A 25,504-nucleotide genomic window follows, 5' to 3' on the forward strand; every position below is an offset into this window, starting at 1 on the left:
TGGAATTTAATATCCATTAATCCTATGTATATCATAAATTATTTAAATCTTAAGATAGGAATACTTAGATTATAAAATTAAGGTGAAAAAATGGAAGCTCTGAAAGGAACGACTACTGTTGGTTTAATTTGTGACGATGCTGTAATATTGGCAACTGATAAAAGAGCATCTTTAGGTAATTTAGTGGCAGATAAGAATGCTAAAAAATTATATAAAATAGATGATTATATTGCAATAACAATTGCTGGTAGCGTTGGAGATGCACAGGCAATAGTTAGAATGTTATCGGCTGAAGCCAGATTATACAAAATGAGAACAGGCAAATATATTTCTCCATTAGCTTGTGCTACCTTGTTAAGTAATATCTTACACTCAAGCAGATACTTCCCTTTTTTAACTCAAATAATTATTGGTGGCTATGACTTGTTACAAGGACCTAAATTATTTTCATTGGATCCATTAGGTGGTATGAATGAAGAAACTAATTTTATTGCCACAGGTTCAGGTTCTCCAATAGCTTATGGGGTTTTAGAGGCAGGATACGAGAAAGATATGTCTGTTGAAGATGGATTAAAATTAGCAGTAAAATCCCTTAAATCAGCTATGGAGAGAGATACCTATTCAGGTAATGGAATATCATTAGCTGTAATAACGAAAGAGGGAGTAAATATATTGGAAGATGACGAAGTTGAAAAAATTTTAACAAACATACAAACAAAATCTAAGAAAAAATCTACAAAAAGAAGTAGAAAGAAAAGTAAATAAGAGAGATTAAATAAATAAAAATTAAAAAAATACTCAAAAATTAAATTTTAAATTAAACTATTTTTATATATTCAAATTTTTAAATTTTTTGTAATATTTATGAAAATTAAATTTCTTTAAAATTTTTATTGTATGGCTTTAAAACAAATATTTTGTTAAAATAAGAATTAAAATAAGAATTTTTAACTCTTACTGGTTTAATCCTTTAACTTATATCATTTTTTGTTATTGATCTGTCGTCGTTATTAAATTTAAAAATTTTAAAATTTTAGGAGGAGGATTATTTTGCCAGCAGAGGAAATTTTAGAAAATATAAAGAAAGAAATAATAAAAAAATCTCCAAAAGAGGCAAAAATAGTCGATGTTCAATTTGAAGGTCCTGAAGTAGTTGTTTATGTAAAAAATCCAGAAATCTTTACGAATGAAATTATAAAAAATCTCGCTAAGGATTTAAGAAAAAGAATTTCTATTAGACCAGATCCTTCTGTTTTAGTGGAGCCAGAAATTGCTAAAAAGAAAATATTAGAGATAGTGCCTGAAGAGGCAGAAATAACAAACTTTGTTTTTGATGCAAATACTGGGGAGGTTATAATAGAATCAAAAAAACCTGGATTAGTTATAGGTAAAGAAGGAAAAACATTAGAAATGATTAAAAAAGCAATAAGATGGGCTCCTAAACCCGTAAGAACTCCACCAATACAATCTGAAACAATTAAAGCGATTAGAGCAACTTTATATAGAGAAAGGGATGAAATTAAAGGAATTTTAAGAAGAATTGGAAGAAGGATACATAGAGATGTCATTGTTAGAGGAGACTACTGGATAAGAGTTTCTTTTTTAGGAGGTGCAAGGGAAGTTGGAAGATCTTGCCTGTATGTTCAAACACCAGATACGAGAGTATTAATTGATTGTGGAATTAATGTTGCGTGCGAAGATAAAGCATTTCCTTATTTTGATGCTCCAGAATTTTCAATTGAAGATTTAGACGCTGTTATAGTTACTCATGCCCATTTAGACCATTGTGGCTTTGTTCCAGGATTATTTAGATATGGTTATGACGGTCCTGTATATTGTACAAGGCCCACAAGAGATTTAATGACTTTATTACAAAAAGATTATTTAGAAATAGCTAAAAAAGAAGGAAAAGAAGTTCCATATACATCTAAGGACATAAAAACATGCGTTAAGCATACGATTCCTATTGATTATGGTGTTACAACTGATATCAGCCCTACAATAAAACTAACTTTACATAATGCAGGGCATGTTTTAGGTTCAGCCATAGCTCATTTGCATTTTGGGGAAGGATTGTATAATTTAGCATATACTGGAGATATTAAGTTTGAGACTTCAAGATTATTAGAGCCAGCAGTTTGTCAATTTCCAAGATTAGAGACATTAATTATAGAATCTACTTATGGGGCATATGATGATGTTCTTCCAGAGAGGGAAGTTGCTGAAAGAGAGTTGTTAAAAGTTGTTAGTGAAGTAACAGATAGAGGAGGAAAGGTTTTAATTCCTGTTTTTGGTGTAGGGAGAGCTCAGGAATTGATGTTAGTTTTAGAGGAAGGATACAATCAAGGGATATTCAATGCTCCTGTATACTTAGATGGAATGATTTGGGAGGCAACTGCTATACATACAGCATATCCTGAATATTTATCAAAAGAGATGAGACAAAAAATATTCCACGAGGGGGATAACCCATTCTTATCAGAAGTTTTTAAAAAAGTAGGAAGTACTAATGAAAGAAGGAGAGTTATTGATAGCGACGAACCTTGTATAATATTAGCCACTTCTGGGATGCTAACAGGAGGACCAAGTGTTGAATATCTAAAAAACTTAGCTCCTGACGAGAAAAATGCAATAATATTTGTAGGTTATCAAGCTGAGGGAACTTTAGGTAGAAAGGTTCAGAGAGGTTGGAAGGAAATTCCGATAGTTACAAGAAATGGAAAAACAAAATCAATTCCAATAAATTTACAAGTTTATACTATCGAAGGATTTTCTGGTCATTGTGATAGGAAGCAGTTAATTAAATACATTAGAAAAGTAAAACCATCTCCAGAAAAGGTTATTATGGTTCATGGAGAAGAAAGTAAGTGTTTAGACTTTGCAGATACTGTGAGAAGATTATTTAAAAAACAAACCTATGTTCCAATGAATTTAGATGTAATAAGGGTTAAATAACCATAGCCATAGGGCTCCGCCCTATTGGGATACCCGGGATGCATTGCCTCGCAATGCTCGGCAATGCCTCTTTTTCATAATATCTTTTCTCTCGCTAAAAATTGTTATTTTTTAATTTAGAGGATTTTAATTTAATATTTTTAAATTTTAGGGGATTTTATCCACTTTCGGAGGATCTTCTATTTTGATTAATTTGAATAATTAAGTTTATTAAATTATTGGGATTTTTTTGATATTTTAGTAGTTTATTTTTATCTCTAATTTTCCCCGATGAATAAATTGATATAAAAAATTTTAAGAATTTTTAGGGAAATAAATAAAAATAGAAAAGTTTATATATAAGTTCGGAGGTATATAAATAACAAGGGTTACTGACCCTCCAAACTATAACCCCCCAACAAAGAAGCATAATAAAGTAATTTTAGTCCTTAATCTCAAAAAATTATGCCCTGTCTAAAATCAGACCCCTAAGGGGATGGAAAATTGCAGCAATGAGCTCCTTTTCAGATAATATTGATTCGTCTAAGTCTAAAATCAGACCCCTAAGGGGATGGAAATAAACCACAACCTAAGCAAACCAAACTAAACTTCTTAGATGGTCTAAAATCAGACCCCTAAGGGGATGGAAATAACTTTCCATAAAAATCATTTCCTCTTTACTACCCGTTTTAACTGTTTAAAATCAGACCCCAAAGGGAAAAATGATTTTAATTTAAGAGGCATTGCCGAGCATTGCGAGGCAATGCATCCCGGGTATCCCAATAGGGCGGAGCCCTATGGGTGTAAAATCAGACCCCTAAGGGGATGGAAATTTTTATATATTCTTTTATGTATGTTTTTCTTTCTTCAACATTTATTTTTTATTGTTTTCATTTTTCACACTAATAGTAATCCAAATATTATAAAAATATCCAAAATTAGGGTAATTATAGCATTGATCATAACTATTTTAGTTCCTAACTTGGCTCCAAACAATGAAACATGTAGTGGCAAAGAGTGTTTTACATATCTTGTGGAGAATGTTAATACATTTCCAATAATTAATCCAATTAGAACTTCTTTTGAACTTAAAATATTTTCATTTAAAAAACTTCCAGCCATAACTATTGCGGCTTGAACATTTAAGACTTCAGTTAATGCTAATATTCCAACATTCGGATTTAAATTTAACACACTTATTATTGGCTGAATTAATTTTTCAATATAGTTAAAGAAACCAACTTTGTATAGATATAAAACCAAAGTCATCATAAAAAACATTGTTGGTATAAATCTCTTAGAGAATTTTAATGTTTTTATCAGTGATTTTTTAAAATTCTCTTTTTTATTTAGTTTATTTATTTTTGGAGGTTCATAAAAATCATTTTTTGATATTGAAAAGAGATACAAAAATCCAATTATTGTTTTTATAAATGCCACTCCTAATCTAATTAAAATAAACAATACTCCAGTCCAACCTAATATTGGAATAACTACGGGAATAAAAAAAGTAAATATATGTGATAAAACTGACGGAAATGAGTTAGCTAAAGAGGTTCCTATAAGCTCTTTTTCATTTATTTTATTCTCTTTTAAACCTTCTGCTAAGATAGAATAGCCAACTGTAGGACTAAAAAAACACGCCAATATTGAGGAGATTGAGAGAGGATTTATTTTTAGCCTCTTTAAAAATGGAAATAAATAGTCACTTAGCTTTTTCATTGTTCCAATATTCATAATATAATTTACAATAAACATCGTTAATAATACGATAATAGATATTTTTATTGTATAAAATAGAGAGGTTTCAATGCACTCAAATAACAGTGTGAAATTGAAATACATAATAACCACCGTAATATTTAGATAAACTTAAATTATCCATTTTCACTTGTTTATTATTATTTATTAAACTTACTATTAAATTTATTATTCTCGCTTAAAAAATTTATTTAGTATCTAAAATAGTAAATGTAGCCGTTTGAAACTGTTTAATTTTTCATAGACAAATATAGACATTAATAGATTTTCATTATCTAAAGATTTAGATATAAGTATGTATAAGAAATAGAGATTATACTTGACTCAGATGCGGGAGTGAAATGAAGTCCCTAATAGTTATTATCAAATTTAACCAGTGGGAAGATAATAAAAACCTCAACATGAGCGGAGATCAATGATATACTCTCAATGAATCCAGAGGGACATAGAGTTAATGACTTCCAAGTCCAATATGGCATATTGTGGAGTGTTACAGAAATTAAGAAAATGTTTCGAACCCTACAACAGTCTCTAAGAATTATTTTTTTAAATTATTTTTAATTATATACTTAAATATATAAATTAATATTACGAAATTTGTAAAATTTTATTATTTAAATTGCGAATATGCGTAATTAATTTATTTAATTTTTCAAAAAACAGTTGAGTAATACTTTATAAAAATTTTTCATAACAAGGTATTTATATGAAACGTATAAAATTAAATACCAACAAAATTGTTAATGATTAATAATGATAAATTTGAGTATGAGTTATGGTGATATTGTGAGATTTGAAGGGGATATAAAATCAATGACATCCCAATTATTAAAGTTAAAAAATGTTAAAATCTCTGGAACTATAAAATTTGGGGAAAATATTGAGGAAGATGATGATTGGGAGCCAATGGGACCTACACCAATGCCAAAAATTCCTACATTAAGACATTGGGATTTTAAATTATTGGAGAGATATCCTCCATTCTATATGCCAATTTGTGACTTATGTTGTCTCTGTACCTTTGGAAAGTGTGATTTAAGTAAAGGAAAAAAGGGAGCTTGTGGTTTAAATATAAAGGCTCAGCAGGGAAGGATCGTTTTAATAGCTTGTTGTATTGGAGCAGCGTGTCATACTGGACATAGTAGGCATTTAGTTCATCATCTAATTGAAACATTAGGAAGAGATTATCCAATAAACTTAGGTAATGAAATAGAAGTTGAGGCCCCAATAGCAAGAACAGTAACTGGGATCAAACCAAAGACCTTAGGAGATTTAGAAAAAATTTTAGATTATTGTGAAGAGCAAATAACTCATCTCTTATCAGCAGCACATACTGGACAGGAAGGAGATTATTTAGATTTTGAGAGTAAAGCATTACATGCAGGAATGATTGATGACTTAGCAAGAGAGGCAGGAGATATTGCTCAAATAGTAGCATACAACATGCCAAAAGGAGATGGAGATGCTCCTTTAGTTGAGTTAGGTTTTGGATGTATTGATAAAAGTAAGCCAGTGATTTTGTGTATTGGACATAATGTAGTCCCTGGAAGTTACATATTGGAATATTTGGAAGAGAATAATTTAGAGGATGAAATAGAAGTTTGTGGAATTTGTTGTACAGCCATAGATATAACAAGAGTTTCTGAAAAGCCAAAAATTGTTGGACCATTATCAAGGCAATTAATGTTTGTAAGATGTGGTGTTGCAGATGTTGTTGTAATAGATGAACAGTGTATTAGAACAGATATATTAGAGGAGGTTTTAAAAACTGGAGCTGTGTTGATAGCAACAAACGAAAAAATGTGCTTAGGTTTAGAGGATATATCCCATTTAAGCGAAGATGAAATTATTAGTTATCTGATAAGAAATAGGGCTGGTTTAATATTGGATGAAGAAAAAGTTGGTAAAGTGGCAGTTGAAGTAGCTAAAATTGTTGCTAAAGAAAGAAAAGATAGGAAATCATTGCCAGACTTAAATGAAGTTATAGAGTTGGCAAAACAATGCACTGAGTGTGGTTGGTGTAATAGAAACTGTCCCAATGCATTTAAAGTTAAAGAATCTATGATTTTAGCAAAACAAGGAAATTTTGAAGGATTCATTGATTTATATAAAAAATGTTATGGCTGTGGTAGATGTGAAACTATCTGTCAAAGAAACTTACCAATAGTTAGTATGACTACAAAGGTTGGAGAGGCTTATTACAAAGATTTAAAATTCAAAATAAGGGCTGGTAGAGGACCAATTAAAGATGTAGAAATTAGAAGTGTTGGAGCTCCAATTGTATTTGGAGATATTCCTGGAGTTGTAGCATTTGTTGGTTGTTCAAATCATCCAAATGGAGAGGAGGAAGTTGCTTTAATGGCTAAGGAATTCTTGGAGAGAAAGTATATAGTTGTAGCAACAGGATGTGCGGCAATGGCTATAGGAATGTGGAAAGATAAGGATGGAAAGACATTATATGAAAAATATCCAGGAGAGTTTAGGGCTGGAGGATTAGTAAATTGTGGTTCCTGTCTATCAAACTGTCACATTACTGGAGCGGCTATAAAAATAGCCAACATATTTGCTAAGGTTCCATTAAGAGGAAACTATGCTGAGATTGCCGACTATATATTAAACAAGGTTGGAGCTGTTGGAGTAGCTTGGGGTGCTATGAGTCAAAAGGCTGCGGCAATAGCTACTGGAGTTAATAGATGGGGAATTCCTGTAATTGTAGGACCACATGGGGCTAAATATAGGAGGCTGTATCTAAGCAATGGAGAGAAGTTTAAAGTTAAAGATAAAACCACTGGAGAAATCATGGAAATAGATCCAGTTCCAGAGCATTTAATTGTAACTGCTGAAAATTACAAAGAATGTATCTGTATGATTCCAAAGTTGTGTATGAGACCTAATGATACTCCAAAAGGTAGGGCTAATAAGATTTATCATTATGTAGATCTCTACGAGAAATACTTTGGAAGAATGCCTCCTGACTTAGAGAAATTTGTCAGAACTGAAAAAGACATTCCATTTATGATGAAAGACAAAATAATGAATTATTTAGAAGAAAAAGGATGGAAACCATTTGAGAAATATCCTAAAAATCCAACAATACTTTAAATTTTTTAATAATTTTTAATAAAAATATAATAAAATAATAAAAATAAATTTTTTCTATTGGTGAGATAATGGATGAAAGGTTTGTTCCTTACATTCCAACTGCTGGAAGTAATGTGGCTCATGCTGAGATAACTACTCCAACTCTTGTAAAAATGATGATTAAGAGATCTAAAAAACCTATTCTAATCTTAGGAGAAAATCTCAGCAAAGATGAAATGGAACTTATTGATAAATTTATTGAGAAATATAATTTAAAAGTAATTAAAACTCCTGAAGAGATGAATTTAATGGCTATAATGAAATTTTTAGCAAATAGCAATTATGACTTGGCATTATTTACTGGGATAACTTACTACTATTTGGCTCAAGCAGTAACTCATCTAAAACAGTTTTCAAATGTAGTAACAGTTTCCATAGACAAATATTATCAACCAAATACTTTGTATTCCTTTCCAAATCTTAGTAATGATGAATATATAGATTATTTGAAAAAACTGTTAGAGGGATAAGATGAATCCCAAAATAATTGTTTTAAATCCTGAAATATGCACAAAATGTTATGATTGTATTAATAAATGTAAAGAAATTCATGGAGAAAGTAGAATAAGAAAAGTTAATGGAGTCCCTTTATTCTGTATGCAGTGTGAAAAAGCCCCATGTATGGAAATTTGTCCAGTAGATGCTATTTATCTTAAAGAAAATATTCCAATAGTAAATAAAGAAAAATGTATTGCCTGTGGAATGTGTGCAATTGCATGTCCTATTGGAGCAATATTTATAAAAAATAAGGTGGCTCACAAATGCACACTTTGTTTAGATGTTGATAGGATAACTCCTGCCTGTATAGAGGTTTGTAAAGATAACGCTTTAATATTAGTATCAGACGAAACACTTGACATGTTAAAAGATGAAAAAAGAAAAAAAATATTTGAAGTTTTAAGAAAAAAAGAAGAAAATGAGATTTAAAAAATAAAATGGGTGAAATTATGTTTGATGATATTCCAGTATCCGTAGGTCCGATGAACGAAGGGGAAAGAGTTAGAAGCCCAGATATGTATGTTGAATTAGCAGGACCAAAGAGTTATGGTTTTGAATTGGTTAAAGTTGTAGAAAATGCAGAAGATAAAGTAGAAGTTGTTGGAAAAGATTTGGATGAGATGGAAGAGAAAGGTAGATATCCTTTTGCAATAATTGTTAAAGTTAGTGGAAGTAATTTAGAGGAGGATTTAGAGGGAGTTTTAGAAAGAAGGGTTCATGAATTTATAAACTACATAGAAGGAGTTATGCACCTAAACCAAAGAGACCAGATTTGGATTAGAGTTAATAAAGATTCATTTAATAAAGGTTTAAGATTAAAACATATAGGATATGTTATTCAAAGATTGTTTAAGGCAGAGTTTCCATTTATAGAAAAATGTGATGTAATATTAATAACAGATGCCGAGAAAGTTAAGGAAGAGTTAGAAAAAGCCAGAGAAATTTATAAAAAAAGAGATGAAAAAACAAAATCTATAAGAGATGAGGATGTAGATGTATTTTATGGCTGTGTAATGTGTCAGAGTTTCGCCCCAACTCATGTTTGTATTATAACCCCTGATAGGCCTGCTTTATGTGGAGGAATTAATTATTTAGACGCAAGGGCAGCGGCGAAGATAGATCCTAACGGACCAATATTTGAAGTTCCTAAGGGAGAGTTAATAGATGAAAAATTGGGGATTTATTCAGGAGTAAATGAAGTTGTTAGGGAGAAATCACAAGGAGCTATTGAGGAAGTATCTCTACATAGTGCCTTAGTTAATCCTTGCACATCCTGTGGTTGTTTTGAAGCTGTTGTATTCTACATCCCTGAAGTTGATGGATTTGGAGTAGTCCATAGGGGATTCAAGGGAGAAACCCCAGTGGGCATTCCATTCTCATCTCTTGCAGGACAATGTAGTGGAGGTAAACAGGTTCCTGGATTTTTAGGAGTTTCTATTGCTTACATGATGTCTCCAAAGTTTTTGCAAGGAGATGAGGGATGGGAGAGAATTGTATGGCTACCAAAAGAGTTAAAGGAAAGAGTAAAAGAGGCCATACCAAAAAATTTATATGATAAAATTGCTACCGAAGAAAATGTTTCTAATACTGATGAATTAATTAAATTCTTAAAAGAGAAAGAACATCCATGTATAAAAAGAATAGAAGTTACTGAAACCAAAGTAGAAGAACAAGAAGTTACTGAAATTTCTGAAACAGAAGAGACAGAAGAGAATAAAGAAGTTGAAAGTATAGGAATTCCTACTATGACCTTACCAGGAACTTTTGCAGGACTACCACCAGGGATAAAGATAGTGTTATATAATGCTGTAATTAAGGCAGAGAAAATTGTTATTACTAAGGAAGATTTTAACAAGAAAAAAAATAAATAAACACTCTTTTTCTTTTTTTTACTCCCTTTATATTTATTAATTCAAATTAATCAATAAATAGTAGTATAATAAAAGATGGGAGGCCGGCGGCGTCGCCCCTTTCCCACCAGATGGCAGTACTCGGGGCATCGCTGGGGGGCTTAACTTCCGAGTTCGGTATGGGTTCGGGTGTATCCCCCCCGCTATGACCGCCGTACCTCCCTCAATAAATAGTGCCTTTTTTTAGGCCATGCATAGACCCCCACATCCATTTAGTGTCCGAATACCCCGCCGAGCCCTCGGGCTCTTAGTACCGGCGGGCTGAACGCCTCGGGCAGAGCCCTCGGCGCTTACACCCCCGGCCTATCTACCCCGTCTTCTACGGGTGCCCTCGTCCCCAAAGGGACTGGCCGCCTATTTTCGGGGAGGGTTTCGGGCTTAGATGCCTTCAGCCCTTATCCCTTGGCGCGTAGCTGCCCGGCAATGCCCTGTCGGACAACCGGTAAACCAGAGGCGCCGGCGGCTCGTTCCTCTCGTACTAGAGCCACCTTCCCCTCAGGCGGCCAACACCCCCAGCAGATAGCAACCAACCTGTCTCACGACGGTCTAAACCCAGCTCACGATCCCCTTTAATGGGCGAACAGCCCCACCCTTGGGCCCTGCTGCAGGCCCAGGATGGGAAGAACCGACATCGATGTAGCAAGCCGCGGGGTCGATATGGGCTCTTGCCCGCGACAACTCTGTTATCCCCGGGGTAGCTTTTCTGTTATCCCTGGCCCCCATCGGTGAGGCACAGGGGTTCGCTAGGCCCGGCTTTCGCCTCTTGGTCGGCCTCTGTTACCGACCAAGTCAGGCCGGCTTTTGCCCTTGCACTCCACGGCGGAGTTCTGACCCGCCTGAGCCGACCTTTGGGCCCCCCTGATGCCTTTTCAGGGGGGTGCCGCCCCAGCCAAACTGCCCACCTGCCGGTGTCCCCCTTCACGGGGTTAGGGACATGGCCATGGGTGGGTGGTGTCCCATGGTCGCCTCCACCACCCCCGGAGGGGTGGCTTCGACGGCTCCCACCTACGCTGTGCACCCACGGCCATGCCCCAACGACAGGCTGCAGTAAAGCTCCACGGGGTCTTCGCTTCCCGCTGGGGGTCTCCGGCCTTTGCACCGGAATGGTAGGTTCACCGGGTTCCGGCCCGGGACAGTGGGGGTCTCGTTACGCCATTCATGCAGGTCGGAACTTACCCGACAAGGAATTTCGCTACCTTAAGAGGGTTATAGTTACCCCCGCCGTTTACCGGCGCTTCGCCCGGTTGTACCCGGGTTTCACGTACCGGCACTGGGCAGGCGTCGGCCTTGGTACTCACCCTTACGGGCTAGCCAAGACCTGTGTTTTTATTAAACAGTCGGACCCCCCTGGTCACTGCGACCTGCGGTCCCCTCATTTAGAGAAGACCGCAGGCACCCCTTCTCCCGAAGTTACGGGGCCAATTTGCCGACTTCCCTGGGCCGGATTCCCCCGACACGCCTTAGGATATTCGCCTAGGGGCACCTGTGTCGGTTCTGGGTACGGTCACCGGGGATCCTTGCCAGCTCCCTTTTCACGGGCTCCAGGGCTCAGCCGAACCCTCCTAACGGAGGGCCCATCACGCTTTCGCCCGGTTCTCGCCATTACGGCACTCCCCGGGCTTATGCGCTTGGCCACCCCGACAGGGGTGGTCGGCCTACCCCGAAGCGTCAGGAGCTGGCCTTGCGTTGCCGCACGTACCCCGGTGGCGCGGGAATATTAACCCGCTTCCCTTTCCCCCCAAGGGAATTACCCCGGGGGTTAGGACCGGCTAACTCACAGCTGACGACCGTTGCTGTGAAAACCTTGCCCCTTCGGCGGTGGGGATTCTCACCCCACTTTGCTGTTACTACTGCCGGGATTCTCGTTCCCACGGGGTCCACTCGACCTCACGGCCGAGCTTCTACCCCCGCAGGACGCCCCCCTACCGGATCGCCTTTCGGCGCCCCCGGGTCTCGGCGGCCGGCTTAGCCCCCGTTATCTTCGGGGCCCCTGACCTCGACGGGTGAGCTGTTACGCACTCTTTAAAGGATGGCTGCTTCTAAGCCAACCTCCCCGCTGTCTTAGGCCAGGGACTCCCTTCTCATTTACACTTAGCCGGCACTTAGGGGCCTTAACCCGGGTCCGGGTTGTTCCCCTCTCGGACATACGGCTTACCCGTATGCCCTCACTCGGGGGCTACGGCGATGACGGGTTCGGAGTTGGACAGGGTGCCGAGGGCTCTCGCCCCCTAAACACCCTATCCGTGGCTCTACCCCGCCATCTACCTAACCCCCGGCTAACCTGCGGGTTATTTCGGGGGGAACCAGCTATCTCCGGGCTCGATTGGCTTTTCACCCCTAGACCGGGGTCATAGGAGCACTTTGCACGGTAACACCCCTGCGGGCCTCCACCCCTCTGATGAGGGGCTTCACCCTGCCCCGGCCTAGATCGCCCGGTTTCGGGTCGTACGGGTGTGACTCCAGGCCCTTAAGACCCCGCCCCTCGCCCATAAGGGCTGCGGGCTTGTCGGTTTCCCTACGCCTTCGGGGTTGATCCCCTTAGGCTCGCCACACCCGTACACTCCCCGGCCCGTTTTTCGAAACGGACGGCACGACCCCGGCATGCCACCCCTCGTACTCCTCCCTCACGGGAGTTTCCTTCGGGGTGGTTACCTTTCGGGCCGTGCCATTCCGTGCCCACCTGGTTTCAGGCTCTTTTCACCCCCCGCAAGGGGTGCTTTTCAGCTTTCCCTCACGGTACTAGTTCGCTATCGGTCTCGGGACGTATTTAGGGTTGGAAGCCTAATGTCTCCCAGCTTCCCGCGCGATATCCAACGCGCGGTACTCAGGGACACCCCAAGACCCATACTGGTTACGCCTACGGGGCTTTCACCCTCTATGGCGCCCCATTCCAGGGGACTTCGGCTTCCCAGTATGGGTCTATACTGGGGACCCTGCAACTCCACATCTCCCCGCCCTTACGGGCAGGGATTCGGTTTGCCCTGTGCCGGTTTCGGTCGCCCCTACTCCCGGCATCCCTATTGGTTTCTTTTCCTGCGGGTACTCGGATGTTTCTTTTCCCCGCGTTCCCGCTCCCTAACGGGAGCGCCCCAAATGGGGCAGGAAGTCCCATTCGGGGATCCCGGGTTCCACGGCTGCTTGCGCCTCCCCCGGGCTTATCGCAGCTTGCCACGCCCTTCTTCGGCGCCCCGAGCCGAGCCATCCACCAGGTGGGCTTACGGCCCGGCGGAGTATTCGGATTTCACCAGGATGTGGGAGCCTATGCATGGCCCTCATGTTTTTCGGGCCCTTCACCTACAACCTTTTAAGGTTGCAGGCTGCACATAAAAAAGTGGACCCGGTGGGATTTGAACCCACGGCCTCCGGCTTGCAAGGCCGGCGCTCTCCCAGCTGAGCTACGGGCCCACTTATTCTTATGAGGCAAGCCCACGACTGGGGATTTAGCGCCCCACAGCAACCAGCGAGATGATTTCTCAGGAGGTGATCCAGCCGCAGGTTCCCCTACGGCTACCTTGTTACGACTTCGCCCCCCTCGCTGGACCCAAGTTCGACCCTGCCCTTTCGGACAGGGCCTCACTTGGGCCCAACTCGGGTGGCGTGACGGGCGGTGTGTGCAAGGAGCAGGGACGCATTCACCGCGCCATGGTGAGGCGCGATTACTACGGATTCCGGCTTCACGAGGGCGAGTTACAGCCCTCGATCCGGACTACGACCGGGTTTAGGGGATTTGCTCCCCCTTTCGGGGTCGCATCCCATTGTCCCGGCCATTGTAGCCCGCGTGTAGCCCAGGGGATTCGGGGCATGCGGACCTGTCGTTGCCCGCACCTTCCTCCGGCTTTTCGCCGGCGGTCCCCCATGAGTGCCCCCCTCCCGGAGGAGGGGATAGCAACATGGGGCACGGGTCTCGCTCGTTACCTGACTTAACAGGACGCCTCACGGTACGAGCTGACGACGGCCATGCACCACCTCTCGGCGCGTCTGGCAAGGTCGTCAACCTGGCCTTCATCCTGCCGTCGCCCCTGGTAAGATGCCCGGCGTTGAATCCAATTAAACCGCAGGCTCCACCCGTTGTAGTGCTCCCCCGCCAATTCCTTTAAGTTTCAGTCTTGCGACCGTACTCCCCAGGCGGCGGACTTAACGGCTTCCCTTCGGCACCGCGCCGGCCCGAAGCCGACGCGACACCTAGTCCGCAGAGTTTACAGCCGGGACTACCCGGGTATCTAATCCGGTTTGCTCCCCCGGCCTTCGTCCCTCACCGTCGGACCCGTTCCAGCCGGGCGCCTTCGCCACAGGTGGTCCCCCAGGGATCAACGCATTTCACCGCTACCCCTGGGGTACCCCCGGCCTCTCCCGGTCCCAAGCCCGGCAGTATCTCTGCCAGCCCTGCGGTTGAGCCGCAGGATTTAAGCAGAGACTTACCGGGCCGGCTACGGACGCTTTAGGCCCAATAACAGTGGCCACCACTCGGGCCGCCGGTATTACCGCGGCTGCTGGCACCGGTCTTGCCCAGCCCTTATTCCCGGAGCTGTTTACACTCCGGAAAAGCCCACGCGGAGCGTGGGCACTCGGGGTCCCCCCGTCGCGCTTTCGCGCATTGCGGAGGTTTCGCGCCTGCTGCGCCCCGTAGGGCCTGGACCCGTGTCTCAGTGTCCATCTCCGGGCTCCCCCTCTCAGGGCCCGTACGGATCGTAGGCTTGGTGGGCCGTTACCCCACCAACTACCTAATCCGCCGCAGCCCCATCCTCGGGCGGCCGCAAGGCCTTTCGGGGAGGGATCATTCCAGACCTCCTCCCCTATGGGGGATTAGCCTCAGTTTCCCGAGGTTATCCCCCACCCGAGGGTAGGTTAGCCACGTGTTACTGAGCCGTGCGCCGGTGCTCCCCGAAGGGAGCCCCATGACTCGCATGGCTTAGTCGGACCCCGATAGCAGTGGCCTCCGGCAGGATCAACCGGAATTAAGTTAGGAGTACGGTCGCAAGAAAGGATAAACCTTTCTTGCGGCTGGTTGCTGTGGGGTTTCACCACCCCAGTCGTGGGCTTGCCTCAGCCCCGACCCTCCCAGATCGGGGACGCATCTCCTATCGCACCTAATACCCTAACATCGTCATATGTATCGTTTTTAGGTTCAAAACAATTAGGGAAAAAGACTATATTATAGATAACTAAATATACAATAACAAAATTTAGTGGTGGTAAATATGTCAGAAATTGAGGCAATTAGTAAAGATAATATAAATATTAAGGTTGGAGATTATGTCGTATATGTAAATACAGGAACTAAAGGAAGAGTTGTAGATATAAGAAAAGATGAAGAAGGAAATATTTGGGTTTTGTTAGATAATAACTTAATGTATAGACCTCATTTATTAAGAGTTATTGAAAAATATAAAATTACTGAAAGAAAAGAAGATATTGAAGATGTTGTGAAAGAAATTGAAAAAGAAGAATTAGAAACTGAAAAATTAAGTGATATGGATTTTGGAGATGCATGTGGTGCAGGATAAAAACATAAAACTGACTTTTTATTATTTTTTATGGTGAGTTAAAATGCTTACAGATTTTGAAGAACTTTCAAGAATAGAAAGAGCAAGAAAAATTATTTTAGATATCTTAAAAAAGGAAGGTAGGGAGGCGTTATATGATTTAAGTGGGTTATCTGGTGGTTTTTTAATAGAGAAAGAAGATATAAACTTGTTAAATACTTATATTGGTTCTTCTTATTTCTCTGAAAAAGTTAATAAATATGGATTACAACACTTAGGTGGAGATAAAAAAGAGGACAAATGTGTTGCTTTTAATAGAACATCCTCTGCAATTTTAGCAACAATATTAGCATTAAAACCTAAAAAAGTTGTTCATTATCTGCCAGAACTTCCCGGACATCCTTCAATAGAGAGAAGTTGCAAACTTATTAATGCTGAGTATTATGAATCATCTAATGTTGATGATATTATAAATAAAATAGACAAAGATTGCTTAGTTATTATTACAGGCTCTACTATGGATTTAAAAGTTATAGATATTGAAGATTTTAAAAAAGTTGTTAATATTTCTAAAGATAAAGGGGCAATAGTGTTCGTTGATGATGCTTCAGGAGCAAGAGTTAGATTACTATATAATCAACCTCCTGCATTAAAATTGGGAGCAGATTTAGTAGTAACAAGCACAGATAAACTTATGGAGGGTCCAAGAGGAGGATTATTGGCAGGGAGAAAAGATTTAGTAGATAAGATATATATTGAAGGAACAAAATTTGGTTTAGAGGCTCAACCCCCATTAATGGCAGGAATATATAGAGCTTTAAAAAGCTTTAATTTAGAAAGATTAAAAAAAGCATTTGAGAGAAGTAAGAAATTTGATTTATCTAAAATTTTAGCATTAAATGAAGAACTTAAAAAAATTGACAAAAATATTGAAATTATATGCGAAAAAACTCCAACAGGATTTGTAATAAAAAGAGTGCATAAAGATGATAATATAAATATTAAAAAACTTGTAGAAATTGGATTTAACTTATTGGAGAAGTATAGAATTATAACCATTACCGTAGCAGGAATGCCAGGAGCTAGTAAGAGTATAAGGATTGATTTAACATCAAAAGATGCTGAAAGAGTTAGTGATGAATATATAATAAACGCAATAGTGGATTCAATAAAATCTTCTTTTTATAAATCCTTATAACTTATGAGTTGAGAATATCTAACAACTTCATCCATAGCTTTTAAAGTCATAGGTATTTCATTCTCTTTCAATAAAACTAATGGATTTATTCCTCCAATTGTTACTATACCACACATATCTTTATTTACATTGATTCCATAAAGCTCATTATTTGGTTCTCCCACAGCATCAATACCATTCCATTTTAATTTATCTAAAACAATCTCTAATTTATCTCTCGCTACTCTATGAACTTCTCTAAAACCTGCTAAAAATATGGTTTCACAATCAACTCTGTTAAAGAAAACTTCATGTGGATCTAATGATGAACCATCATACCCAATTATATCAATAAATCTCTTTTTATCTTCAACAATCTCTAAAATTCCTCCATATCTTGGAATTACAGGAATTGAATATCTTAAAAATATACCATCTAAGGTTACTGCACATATCGTTTGAATCTTTACTTTATCTTTTTCTTCAACTATTCCCAATCTGTCAGAGATTCCCAAGCCCTTTTTATAACCCTCCTTTAATAAATCTAACGCTTCATCAAGATACTTTTTATCAATATATGATGTATTAACTATAACATCTCCATCTTTCTCATCTACATCATAAGAAACCTTAGCCATTGCATTGAACATTTTAGAAACTACTGTCTTTATTCTAACATTTGACTTTTTATTTACTATTTCTCTTGGAATCTTCTTAAATTTGTGGAGAGATTCTAACCTAACAGTTGAAGACATTGGATATAGTTCTACATAGTAGTTATTTTCAACAAAAGGAGCTATTGGAGTTAAACCACCAATTAAAGCAACTCCAACCTTATCATCTCCAACATCTAATCCTAAAACATTGTCAGTTCCATAACTAATTACACACTTTAACTCATCCTTTTCTAAGATACTTTTAAATCTCTCTAAGAATTCAACTCCAAATACTCTAAAATTTGCTGGTAGATAACCTTCTCCATTTTCTATAATACCCATAACATCTGTTTTTTTCGTTTCAATAAAGACACTTAAAGGATCTACTGATGTGGAAACATATTTTATAACCTCTTTAAACTCAACTGGCTTTCCATCTTCATACTTAACAATTCCACCACACTCGTGAAGTGGAAATATTCCATTTTGTAATAGAATATTGTCAAAATTTAAAGAACATAGAGTAGTAATTTCAGCATATTTCTCTCTATCCATAATACCTACTCTATCCCCAACAGATAGTCCAGATTCATAAACACTTTTTATTATATTCAAAACATCATTAAAATCAGCATATACATGGAATCTATTCACTACAACATATCCAAATCTATAATTTGCAGAGATCATCTTTTCTAATATATTTGAGTAAATACTACCCAATCTATAAAGTATATTTGCCTTTTCCAATTCTTCTAATCCTTTCTCTGTTATAACTCTACCAGCATAGCCTACTTTTTTTGTTAATTTCATACTATCTAATAATTTTAAATGATACCTAACTGCCCTCTCCCCTATTTTATATCCTCTTTTATTAAGTTCTTTGGCTATAATTTTAGCTCCTACAGGCTCTTTTGATTTGGATAAAATATCTAAAATTTCAATTAGTTTTCTATCAAGATCTGCCATTATATCACCAAAGTATATAAAATAAAAGTTAAAAAGTGAAAATTAAATAAAATTAACTATAACTTATCTAACCTTTCTTTTAACAACTCAATAACTTTTTTTGGATCTGCTCTACCTCTTGTTAATCTCATAACCTGCCCCATTAAGAAGTTTAGGGCCTCTTTTTTTCCACTTAAGTAGTCATTAACTGCTTGAGGATTATTTTTAATAGCCTCTTCAACTGCTTTTATTAAGGCATCTTCATCTTTAATCACAGTTAATCCAAGTTCTTCAACTATTTGCTTAGGTGTCTTTTTTCCTCTATTGATAACCAATAAATCGACGATTTCCTTAGCTATCTTTTGAGAAATAGTTCCATCTTTAATTAACTTTATTAACTCAACTATATGCTCTGCCTTAACTCCACTTTCGTATAAATCTACTTTGTGATACTGCAAACTTCTTTTCAACTCATTTCTAATCCAAGTAACTGCTAAATCAACATTTTCTTTATCAACACCCAAAGATTTAACAACTTCCTCAAACATCTCAGCCATATCTAAGTCAGAAACTAGTACCTTAGCATCTTCCTCATCTATACCATATTCTTCAATAAATCTCTTCTTCTTAGCTAATGGGGTTTCTGGCATCTCTTCCTCTATTTTTTTAACCCACTCTTCAGAAATAACTATTGGCTGAATATCAGGATCTGGGATATATCTGTAATCCTCAGCCGTTTCTTTACTCCTCATTGCCTTAGTTATCATCTGACTTTCTAAGAAAGCCCTTGTTTCTCTCTTAACAACTCCCCCTCTCTTAATAATATTTTTTTGTCTAATTATTTCATATTTTAAAACCTTATATACTCCTTTAATTGAGTTAATGTTTTTAACTTCAACTCTATTTCCTTGAACGCCCATGTATTCAATTGAAATATTAACATCAGCCCTCATTGTCCCTTCTCCTCTTAAGCATCCAAGGTATCTAAACAAAGTCATTAATTGCTTTAAAAACTCTCTTGCCTCTTCTGGACTCTTTATATCTGGCTCTGTAACTATTTCTATTAAAGGAGTCCCACTTCTATTATAATCAACAATTCCAAAACTTGGATTATACTGCCCTGGATCCTCTTCTAAATGAACCTCAGATATTCTAATACCCATAAATTCTCCATTTACCCCTATAGGTGTAGATGTTCTCTGATACCCAGAAGGTAAGTCAGGGTAGTCATAATGCTTTCTCTGGAAGTAAATATCTCTATCAGTTACTATCTCACATCCAAGCATCTTTGCAACCATTATGGCAATTTCAATTGCCCTTTTGTTTGGAGGTAGTGGTTTAGCCCCAGGTAATCCAACACAAACTGGACAAATGTTGGTGTTTGGCTCAGCATCTAAATAATTTGTTGAACAGTTACAAAATAACTTTGACTTTGTATCAATTTGAACGTGTATTTCTAACCCACATTTCATTTTTACATCGTCATCCATTTTTTCACCAAACGAAATAATTAAATATTATTATGTTTAAGTTGTAATTTAAATTAGATCTAACTTAATTAATTAACTTTTAGGTTTTAAGACTTTAGGACCTCTTGCCAATGCTGTTAAACCAGTTCTTGCCATTTCTTTAATACCCAAGGGTCTAACTAATTCTATAAATGCATTTATCTTATCTTCACTACCAGTTATCTCAACAATCATAGATTCTGGACTTAAATCAACAATATTTCCTCTAAATATACTTGTATATTGAATAATTTGGGATTTGGCACTTTCTGTTGGTGCATATATTTTTATTAGACATAACTCTCTCTGAACAGATTTTTTCTCTTCCAACTCACTAACCTTAATAACATCAATTAACTTATTAAGTTGTTTAACAACCTGCTCTAATATTTTATCATCACCATTAACTACAATAGTTACTCTTGAAATCTGAGGATTTTCAGTAGTTCCAACAGAAATACTTGAAATATTAAACCCTCTCCTTGTAAATAACCCTGAAATTCTTTGTAATACCCCAGGCTTATTTAAAACTAATGCGGAAATAACATGCCTATGTTCCATTATATCCACCAAATGTTTTTATTTACGATTAATAACAGTAAAATTTAAATATTCAAAAATAGATTTAAGATTAATAGATTATGTCCTGTTTTATTTATCTTAGTGATTAGGATGTAGGGCTATTTTAATCCTTTTTCTTTTTACAGTTATTGGGTGTAATTTAAAATTACTTACAATTAGTTATATATAATTTTTTGGGATGGTGAATATGGTTTTATTAAAGTTTCATGGAGGTTGCCAACAGATAGGAATGAGTTGTGTAGAGATAGAAACACAAGAAAGAAGAATATTGTTAGATTGCGGAATGTCTCCAGATAATAACAGCATTCCACAAATAGATGACAAAAATATAGATGCAGTTATAGTTTCTCATGCGCATCTTGACCACTGTGGAGCTATTCCTTTTTACAAATTTAAAAAAATTTATTGCACACATCCAACGGCAGATTTAATGTACCTCACATGGAAAGATACATTAAATTTAACTAAATCATTTAAAGAGGAAGATATTCAGTATGCTATGGAAAGTATTGAGACATTAAACTATTATGAAGAAAAAAAGATAAGTGAAAATATAAAATTTAAATTTTACAATGCAGGACATATATTAGGTAGTGCGTCAATATACTTAGAAGTCGATGGAAAAAAAATTCTATATACTGGAGATATTAATGAGGGTCCTTCAAGAACTTTACTACCAGCAGATACTGACATTGATGAGATAGATGTTTTAATTATAGAGTCAACTTATGGCTCTCCATTGGATATAAAGCCATCAAGAAAAACTTTAGAAAAGCAGTTAATTGAAGAAATCTCAGAAACTATAGAAAATGGTGGAAAAGTTATTATTCCAGTGTTTGCCATTGGAAGGGCTCAAGAGATACTTTTAATAATAAACAACTATATGAGAAGCGGAAAGTTAAAAAATGTTCCTATATATACAGATGGTTCTTTAATTCACGCAACATCTGTTTATTTAAGCTATGTAAATTGGTTAAATCCAAAAGTAAAAAATATGATTGAATCTGGAATTAACCCATTTGGAGATGTAAAAAAAGCAGATGAAAAATTAGTATTTAATAAAAATGAGCCATGCATAATTGTTTCCACATCAGGAATGGTTCAGGGTGGGCCAATATTAAAATATTTAAAATTATTAAAAGACCCAAAAAATAAGATTATATTGACTGGCTATCAGGCTGAAGGGACATTAGGTAGAGCTTTAGAAGAAGGCGTTAAAGAAATTCAGCCATTTAAAAATAAAATCCCTGTAAGAGGGAATGTAGTTAAAATAGAATTCTCTGCCCATGGTGACTACAACTCATTAGTAAGATACATAAAAAAGATTCCTAAGCCAGAAAAGGCTATAGTTATGCATGGAGAAAGGTATCAGTCATTATCGTTTGCTATGACTATTTGGAAAACTTTAAAGATTCCTACATATGTCCCTGTCAAAGGAACTATTTTACCTATTTGAATATTTAACTTGTTATTAACATATTTTCACTATAAGATTCCTTTTCTGGATAGTCTATTGTTTTAAAATCTGAGAAATATTTTTTAAGTACATTACATGTTTTTTTAAGGATTTCTTTTTCATCAACTATTTCAAGCATAACTTTTGACTCTATTATAATGTATATCATCTCACCACATAGTTTTATAGGATATATATAGATATATTTATCTTTTCTTTGTAATATTATTTTTCTAATATCGTTGTAAAATTTTTTGACATATTCGAATATTCCAAGACATACTGCTCCTGCATTTTCAGCATCTTTTAATGTAGAAGCAATAATTAATCCCTCGTTATTAACAACAATAATATCCCCTACATCATATGTTAAAGCAATTTCTACTAAATCAAACTCTTTAGAGAATTCTTTATTTTCTGTATCCATATAAGTTTTTAATTCTTTAAGATTTTCAATAATTTCCATTTCAATAAGTTTATATGTTTTTCTTTTTTCACGCTCTCTATACATATAAATTCCTACTCCTTTAAGTACTCCCACTATAAAAAGAAGTAAAAATATTATCATACCCTCCATATTCAGACCTCTTAATATTTGTTTTTATTATTGATTATAAACAATTATATATAAATTTATAACATATTAAAATTATATCAATGATTATATATAAATATAATTACTCAATGTTAATTGATATCCTAGATGTATATTTTGCTAAATGTTTCTTAATAACATTATCAATTTCAAATTTAATTAGGGAAGGATCTACATTTTTTTTAATAATTCCTAAAATTTTCTTTCTTTTCACATTAATATCGCCATATATTAAGTATCTTCCATTTTCCCATTTGAGATTTATCTCAGGTTTAATATCTTCAACTCCATCAATATTTTTAATTTTTTCAATCATTTCTTTTTCAATTATTTCTTTTAATTCTTGTAGCTCTTCATTATTAGGTTTTATTAAATCTTCAATTACTGCTTCAATCCAGCTGTCATCTGGCTCAGATATTCCCAATTTTTTTAGTAATTCTTCTCTAGATATATCTACATTCTCTTCATAGCTTAATGATATTGACTCCACATTATCAGTTTTTTCTTCGATAACATCTTCTTTTAATTCATTATCAATTTTCATATTTGGATACTCTTCTAATAGGACATTTACTTTTTTCTCATCATATTCATAAACTTCAATTACTGAATTTTCATCATTTAATAATGATCCTATTTTATAGCAAGCTTCTTTACCAAATAAAACGCCATTTTTAGATTCATACGCAGCAGCTAATGGTTTATTTCCATAGTATATTACATATCCAGTTTCAAAATTATTATTAACTTTCCTGTATACATATATAAGAATATATTTATTTTCTTCCAAATATTTTTCAAAATCTCTAACATTTGCTGCAATAAAGTTACCCAATGGTATAGTTATTTTTGTTTGTATATATTTTTCTTCCTTATGATCACTTTTTTCTTTTTTATTTTTGTCATCTTTTTTTACAAATATTTCTGGACATAACCACTTCATTAAATTTAATTTATCTTTATTATATTTATAAATTTCAATAACTTTATTTTCTTTATTTAAAAGTTCTAAAACTTTAACTTTTCCTTCAGTTCCAAAAACTTCCTCCATAAGATTATCAGTATAGTAATAACCAATTATTTCTCCGTCTTCTACAAAAATGTAACCTTCATGTAACTTATTATTTTCTTTTAGCATAACAAGAATATATCCTCTATCCAACTCTTTTACAAGATCTTCTAAATTTCCATCAGTTAGTGTTTTTATATATTCACCTTCTACTATTTTTATCATGATTTCCCTCTATTTAAAGTTACTATATATAATTAATAATTATAACAAACCTTATATTATAGATTTTTCATAAATAATTTTAGCAATTAAACCTGCAAAAACTCCTGCTCCAAAACCATTGTCTATATTAACAACTGCCAACCCTGGAGAGCACGTGTGAAGCATAGTTAATAGAGGAGTAATTTTTATTCCATAAGATGTTGATGTAGGAACTCCAATAACTGGAATATCTACTAAAGAAGATACTATAGAGGGAAGAGCCCCTTCCATTCCAGCAACAACTATAATACAGCAAACTTCATTATTAATCATTCTTTTTAATGTTGGAAATAATCTATGAATTCCAGCAATGCCTACATCATAAGATATTATTACCTCAACTCCCATTACTTCTAAGGTTTCTTTAGCTTCTTCAGCTATAGGAATATCAGAAGTTCCAGCGGTTATTACTCCAACCTTACCTATTTTTTTTATAGTATAGTTTTTATCTTTTATTATTAATGTTTTAGCCTTTTTATTAATCTTTATGTGATAGTTTTTTAAATCATATTTCCTAATTTCGTCACTAAGTTTTTCTATATTATCTATTTTTGTTGCTAATGCAATCCCATTTTTTTCAGCAAGTTTTAATACTGCCCCTATTATTTCATTAATTTCTTTGCCTTTTCCATAAACAACCTCTGGAACTCCTGTTCTATACTTCCTATTAACATCTAGCTTTAATGAGTTTTCAATTTCTTCAAAATAGTTAAGTTTTATTTGTTTTTCAACATCTTCCAAACTTATTTTACCATTTTTAAAATCTAAAAGTAGCTGTCTTAAATCTAAACCCATGTTAAATCCCTCAAAATTAAACTCTTTCAACATCTATTCCTTTATTTTTAAAGAATTCCATATATCTTTTTTTATCTTCTCCTCTACAACCTTTCCAATCTATAAGAACCTTATCTACTTCCATTTTATTAACAAGTTGATTTAAGACATCTTCGGAAACTGATGCATACTTTGGAATCAAGTAGCCGAAGTAATATTTATCATACTCTAAGGCAAGTTTTGTAAATTTAGGAGCATAATGTCCTCCACCAAATCCTATGACTTTTAATCTATCTTCATAATCTCTATTTTTTATCATCTCAATAGTTTCTAAAACTGACTTGGCTATAATTTCCCCAGCCTCCTTTAAAACCCATTCTTTTTCACTACTACCTATTTCAACAAATACTGTTGGGGCATTTAAATCAGTTGGTGAGTGATGGACTACTTCAAAAGAGACATCAAATTTAGAGATTTTATTATTTTCATAATATATATTGTAGTTTTTGTAAATATTTTTCAATAAAAGTGTGTTTAAAATAGCATCACATGGACAAACTTCTTTAGGATTTCCACCAAAATCATTATTTTCTGTTAAATTTCCTGGAGTATGGACTGTTAGAGATGGCTGATTTGCTTTACTTCTATGCTTTGATAAAAATATGTAGTAATCAGCATCCTCCAAATCTGAACTTTTTAATTCCAACAACTCTTTATCAGTTTCAAAAATATCAAAATACTCTTTTAAATGACTGGCTATGTTTTTACTTGCCAAATCTTTATTTGAAGATATTAATAAAAATTTCAT

Annotated in this window: 17 protein-coding genes, 1 tRNA gene and 3 rRNA genes; 9 read left to right on the plus strand and 12 right to left on the minus strand. The window is 36.3% G+C overall.

What is annotated here, in order from left to right; translation table 11 throughout:
- Positions 1-90 precede the first annotated feature (90 nt).
- Positions 91-765, plus strand: a complete 675-nt coding sequence (psmB, locus tag KMP69_RS06415) for an archaeal proteasome endopeptidase complex subunit beta (protein WP_214399628.1) — start codon at positions 91-93, stop codon at positions 763-765.
- Between the two features lie 285 nt (positions 766-1,050).
- Complete coding sequence (locus KMP69_RS06420) at positions 1,051-2,955, plus strand: beta-CASP ribonuclease aCPSF1 (protein WP_214399629.1); 1,905 nt, start codon at positions 1,051-1,053, stop codon at positions 2,953-2,955.
- A gap of 876 nt (positions 2,956-3,831) precedes the next feature.
- Here the strand turns inward: KMP69_RS06420 and KMP69_RS06425 are convergent.
- Positions 3,832-4,779: a nucleoside recognition domain-containing protein gene (locus KMP69_RS06425; RefSeq protein WP_214399630.1), complete on the minus strand. Its 948-nt coding sequence runs from the start codon at positions 4,777-4,779 to the stop codon at positions 3,832-3,834.
- 729 nt (positions 4,780-5,508) lie between these two features.
- Here KMP69_RS06425 and cdhA point away from each other — a divergent pair.
- The 4 genes from cdhA to cdhC all read left to right on the plus strand — a co-directional run bounded on the left by cdhA (position 5,509) and on the right by cdhC (position 10,205).
- Positions 5,509-7,797 carry a CO dehydrogenase/acetyl-CoA synthase complex subunit alpha gene (cdhA, locus tag KMP69_RS06430; RefSeq protein WP_394357605.1) on the plus strand — a complete coding sequence of 763 codons (2,289 nt, stop codon included), beginning with the start codon at positions 5,509-5,511 and terminating at the stop codon, positions 7,795-7,797.
- 68 nt (positions 7,798-7,865) lie between these two features.
- On the plus strand, positions 7,866-8,306 hold the full coding sequence (cdhB, locus tag KMP69_RS06435) for a CO dehydrogenase/acetyl-CoA synthase complex subunit epsilon (RefSeq protein ID WP_214399631.1): 441 nt from the start codon (positions 7,866-7,868) through the stop codon (positions 8,304-8,306).
- 1 nt (position 8,307) lies between these two features.
- Positions 8,308-8,763: a 4Fe-4S dicluster domain-containing protein gene (locus KMP69_RS06440; RefSeq protein ID WP_214399632.1), complete on the plus strand. Its 456-nt coding sequence runs from the start codon at positions 8,308-8,310 to the stop codon at positions 8,761-8,763.
- A gap of 20 nt (positions 8,764-8,783) precedes the next feature.
- Positions 8,784-10,205, plus strand: a complete 1,422-nt coding sequence (gene cdhC, locus KMP69_RS06445; protein WP_214399633.1) for a CO dehydrogenase/CO-methylating acetyl-CoA synthase complex subunit beta — start codon at positions 8,784-8,786, stop codon at positions 10,203-10,205.
- An 81-nt stretch (positions 10,206-10,286) separates the two neighbouring features.
- Here the strand turns inward: cdhC and rrf are convergent.
- From rrf to KMP69_RS06465, 4 genes are all read right to left on the minus strand, one after another.
- Positions 10,287-10,401: ribosomal RNA gene (rrf, locus tag KMP69_RS06450) — 5S ribosomal RNA — on the minus strand.
- A 70-nt stretch (positions 10,402-10,471) separates the two neighbouring features.
- Positions 10,472-13,474, minus strand: a 23S ribosomal RNA gene (locus tag KMP69_RS06455).
- 102 nt (positions 13,475-13,576) lie between these two features.
- Positions 13,577-13,649, minus strand: a tRNA-Ala gene (locus KMP69_RS06460).
- Positions 13,650-13,719: 70 nt separating this feature from the next.
- A 16S ribosomal RNA gene (locus KMP69_RS06465) occupies positions 13,720-15,200 on the minus strand.
- The 16S, 23S and 5S rRNA genes sit together here with 1 tRNA gene alongside, the layout of an rRNA operon.
- 242 nt (positions 15,201-15,442) lie before the next feature.
- Between KMP69_RS06465 and KMP69_RS06470 the strand changes: the two genes are divergently transcribed.
- Both KMP69_RS06470 and KMP69_RS06475 read left to right on the plus strand, forming a co-directional pair.
- On the plus strand, positions 15,443-15,748 hold the full coding sequence (locus KMP69_RS06470) for a DUF2098 domain-containing protein (protein ID WP_214399634.1): 306 nt from the start codon (positions 15,443-15,445) through the stop codon (positions 15,746-15,748).
- A gap of 43 nt (positions 15,749-15,791) precedes the next feature.
- A complete protein-coding gene (locus KMP69_RS06475) occupies positions 15,792-16,925 on the plus strand; it encodes a TIGR03576 family pyridoxal phosphate-dependent enzyme (RefSeq protein WP_214399635.1) in 1,134 nt (377 codons plus the stop codon).
- Here KMP69_RS06475 and KMP69_RS06480 read toward each other — a convergent pair.
- The 3 genes from KMP69_RS06480 to ilvN form a co-directional block, all read right to left on the minus strand.
- The gene (locus KMP69_RS06480) at positions 16,910-18,529 is read right to left on the minus strand and encodes a DUF128 domain-containing protein (protein WP_214399636.1); all 1,620 of its coding nucleotides are present in this window, start codon (positions 18,527-18,529) and stop codon (positions 16,910-16,912) included. The genes KMP69_RS06475 and KMP69_RS06480 overlap by 16 nt on opposite strands.
- 56 nt (positions 18,530-18,585) lie before the next feature.
- A complete protein-coding gene (gene gatB / locus KMP69_RS06485) occupies positions 18,586-19,998 on the minus strand; it encodes an Asp-tRNA(Asn)/Glu-tRNA(Gln) amidotransferase subunit GatB (RefSeq protein WP_214399637.1) in 1,413 nt (470 codons plus the stop codon).
- A gap of 72 nt (positions 19,999-20,070) precedes the next feature.
- On the minus strand, positions 20,071-20,577 hold the full coding sequence (gene ilvN / locus KMP69_RS06490) for an acetolactate synthase small subunit (RefSeq protein ID WP_214399638.1): 507 nt from the start codon (positions 20,575-20,577) through the stop codon (positions 20,071-20,073).
- Between the two features lie 208 nt (positions 20,578-20,785).
- On the opposite strand from ilvN, the gene KMP69_RS06495 reads away from it, so the two are divergent.
- On the plus strand, positions 20,786-22,054 hold the full coding sequence (locus KMP69_RS06495; protein ID WP_214399639.1) for an MBL fold metallo-hydrolase: 1,269 nt from the start codon (positions 20,786-20,788) through the stop codon (positions 22,052-22,054).
- Positions 22,055-22,058: 4 nt separating this feature from the next.
- Here the strand turns inward: KMP69_RS06495 and KMP69_RS06500 are convergent, their stop codons facing one another.
- The 4 genes from KMP69_RS06500 to KMP69_RS06515 form a co-directional block, all read right to left on the minus strand.
- The gene (locus KMP69_RS06500) at positions 22,059-22,595 is read right to left on the minus strand and encodes a roadblock/LC7 domain-containing protein (protein ID WP_250543591.1); all 537 of its coding nucleotides are present in this window, start codon (positions 22,593-22,595) and stop codon (positions 22,059-22,061) included.
- 136 nt (positions 22,596-22,731) lie between these two features.
- Entirely contained in the window at positions 22,732-23,883 is a 1,152-nt protein-coding gene (locus tag KMP69_RS06505; protein ID WP_214399641.1) for a DUF2226 domain-containing protein, read from the minus strand.
- 51 nt (positions 23,884-23,934) lie between these two features.
- Complete coding sequence (larB, locus tag KMP69_RS06510; protein ID WP_214399642.1) at positions 23,935-24,717, minus strand: nickel pincer cofactor biosynthesis protein LarB; 783 nt, start codon at positions 24,715-24,717, stop codon at positions 23,935-23,937.
- Positions 24,718-24,733: 16 nt separating this feature from the next.
- On the minus strand, positions 24,734-25,504 hold the full coding sequence (locus KMP69_RS06515) for a D-aminoacyl-tRNA deacylase (protein ID WP_214399643.1): 771 nt from the start codon (positions 25,502-25,504) through the stop codon (positions 24,734-24,736).

Origin of the sequence: Methanocaldococcus lauensis (assembly GCF_902827225.1) — an archaeon.
GTDB lineage: Archaea > AGJL01 > Methanococci > Methanococcales > Methanocaldococcaceae > Methanocaldococcus > Methanocaldococcus lauensis.

What these genes read in the sequence shown, in the direction of transcription:
- cdhB (WP_214399631.1), top strand. Translation starts at nt 7,866, where the DNA reads ATGGATGAAAGGTTTGTTCCTTACATTCCAACTGCTGGAAGTAATGTG.
- larB (WP_214399642.1), bottom strand. Translation starts at nt 24,717, where the DNA reads ATGGGTTTAGATTTAAGACAGCTACTTTTAGATTTTAAAAATGGTAAA.
- psmB (WP_214399628.1), top strand. Translation starts at nt 91, where the DNA reads ATGGAAGCTCTGAAAGGAACGACTACTGTTGGTTTAATTTGTGACGAT.
- ilvN (WP_214399638.1), bottom strand. Translation starts at nt 20,577, where the DNA reads ATGGAACATAGGCATGTTATTTCCGCATTAGTTTTAAATAAGCCTGGG.
- KMP69_RS06475 (WP_214399635.1), top strand. Translation starts at nt 15,792, where the DNA reads ATGCTTACAGATTTTGAAGAACTTTCAAGAATAGAAAGAGCAAGAAAA.
- cdhA (WP_394357605.1), top strand. Translation starts at nt 5,509, where the DNA reads ATGACATCCCAATTATTAAAGTTAAAAAATGTTAAAATCTCTGGAACT.
- KMP69_RS06495 (WP_214399639.1), top strand. Translation starts at nt 20,786, where the DNA reads ATGGTTTTATTAAAGTTTCATGGAGGTTGCCAACAGATAGGAATGAGT.
- KMP69_RS06470 (WP_214399634.1), top strand. Translation starts at nt 15,443, where the DNA reads ATGTCAGAAATTGAGGCAATTAGTAAAGATAATATAAATATTAAGGTT.
- gatB (WP_214399637.1), bottom strand. Translation starts at nt 19,998, where the DNA reads ATGGATGACGATGTAAAAATGAAATGTGGGTTAGAAATACACGTTCAA.
- KMP69_RS06440 (WP_214399632.1), top strand. Translation starts at nt 8,308, where the DNA reads ATGAATCCCAAAATAATTGTTTTAAATCCTGAAATATGCACAAAATGT.
- KMP69_RS06505 (WP_214399641.1), bottom strand. Translation starts at nt 23,883, where the DNA reads ATGATAAAAATAGTAGAAGGTGAATATATAAAAACACTAACTGATGGA.
- KMP69_RS06480 (WP_214399636.1), bottom strand. Translation starts at nt 18,529, where the DNA reads ATGGCAGATCTTGATAGAAAACTAATTGAAATTTTAGATATTTTATCC.
- KMP69_RS06515 (WP_214399643.1), bottom strand. Translation starts at nt 25,504, where the DNA reads ATGAAATTTTTATTAATATCTTCAAATAAAGATTTGGCAAGTAAAAAC.
- KMP69_RS06425 (WP_214399630.1), bottom strand. Translation starts at nt 4,779, where the DNA reads ATGTATTTCAATTTCACACTGTTATTTGAGTGCATTGAAACCTCTCTA.
- cdhC (WP_214399633.1), top strand. Translation starts at nt 8,784, where the DNA reads ATGTTTGATGATATTCCAGTATCCGTAGGTCCGATGAACGAAGGGGAA.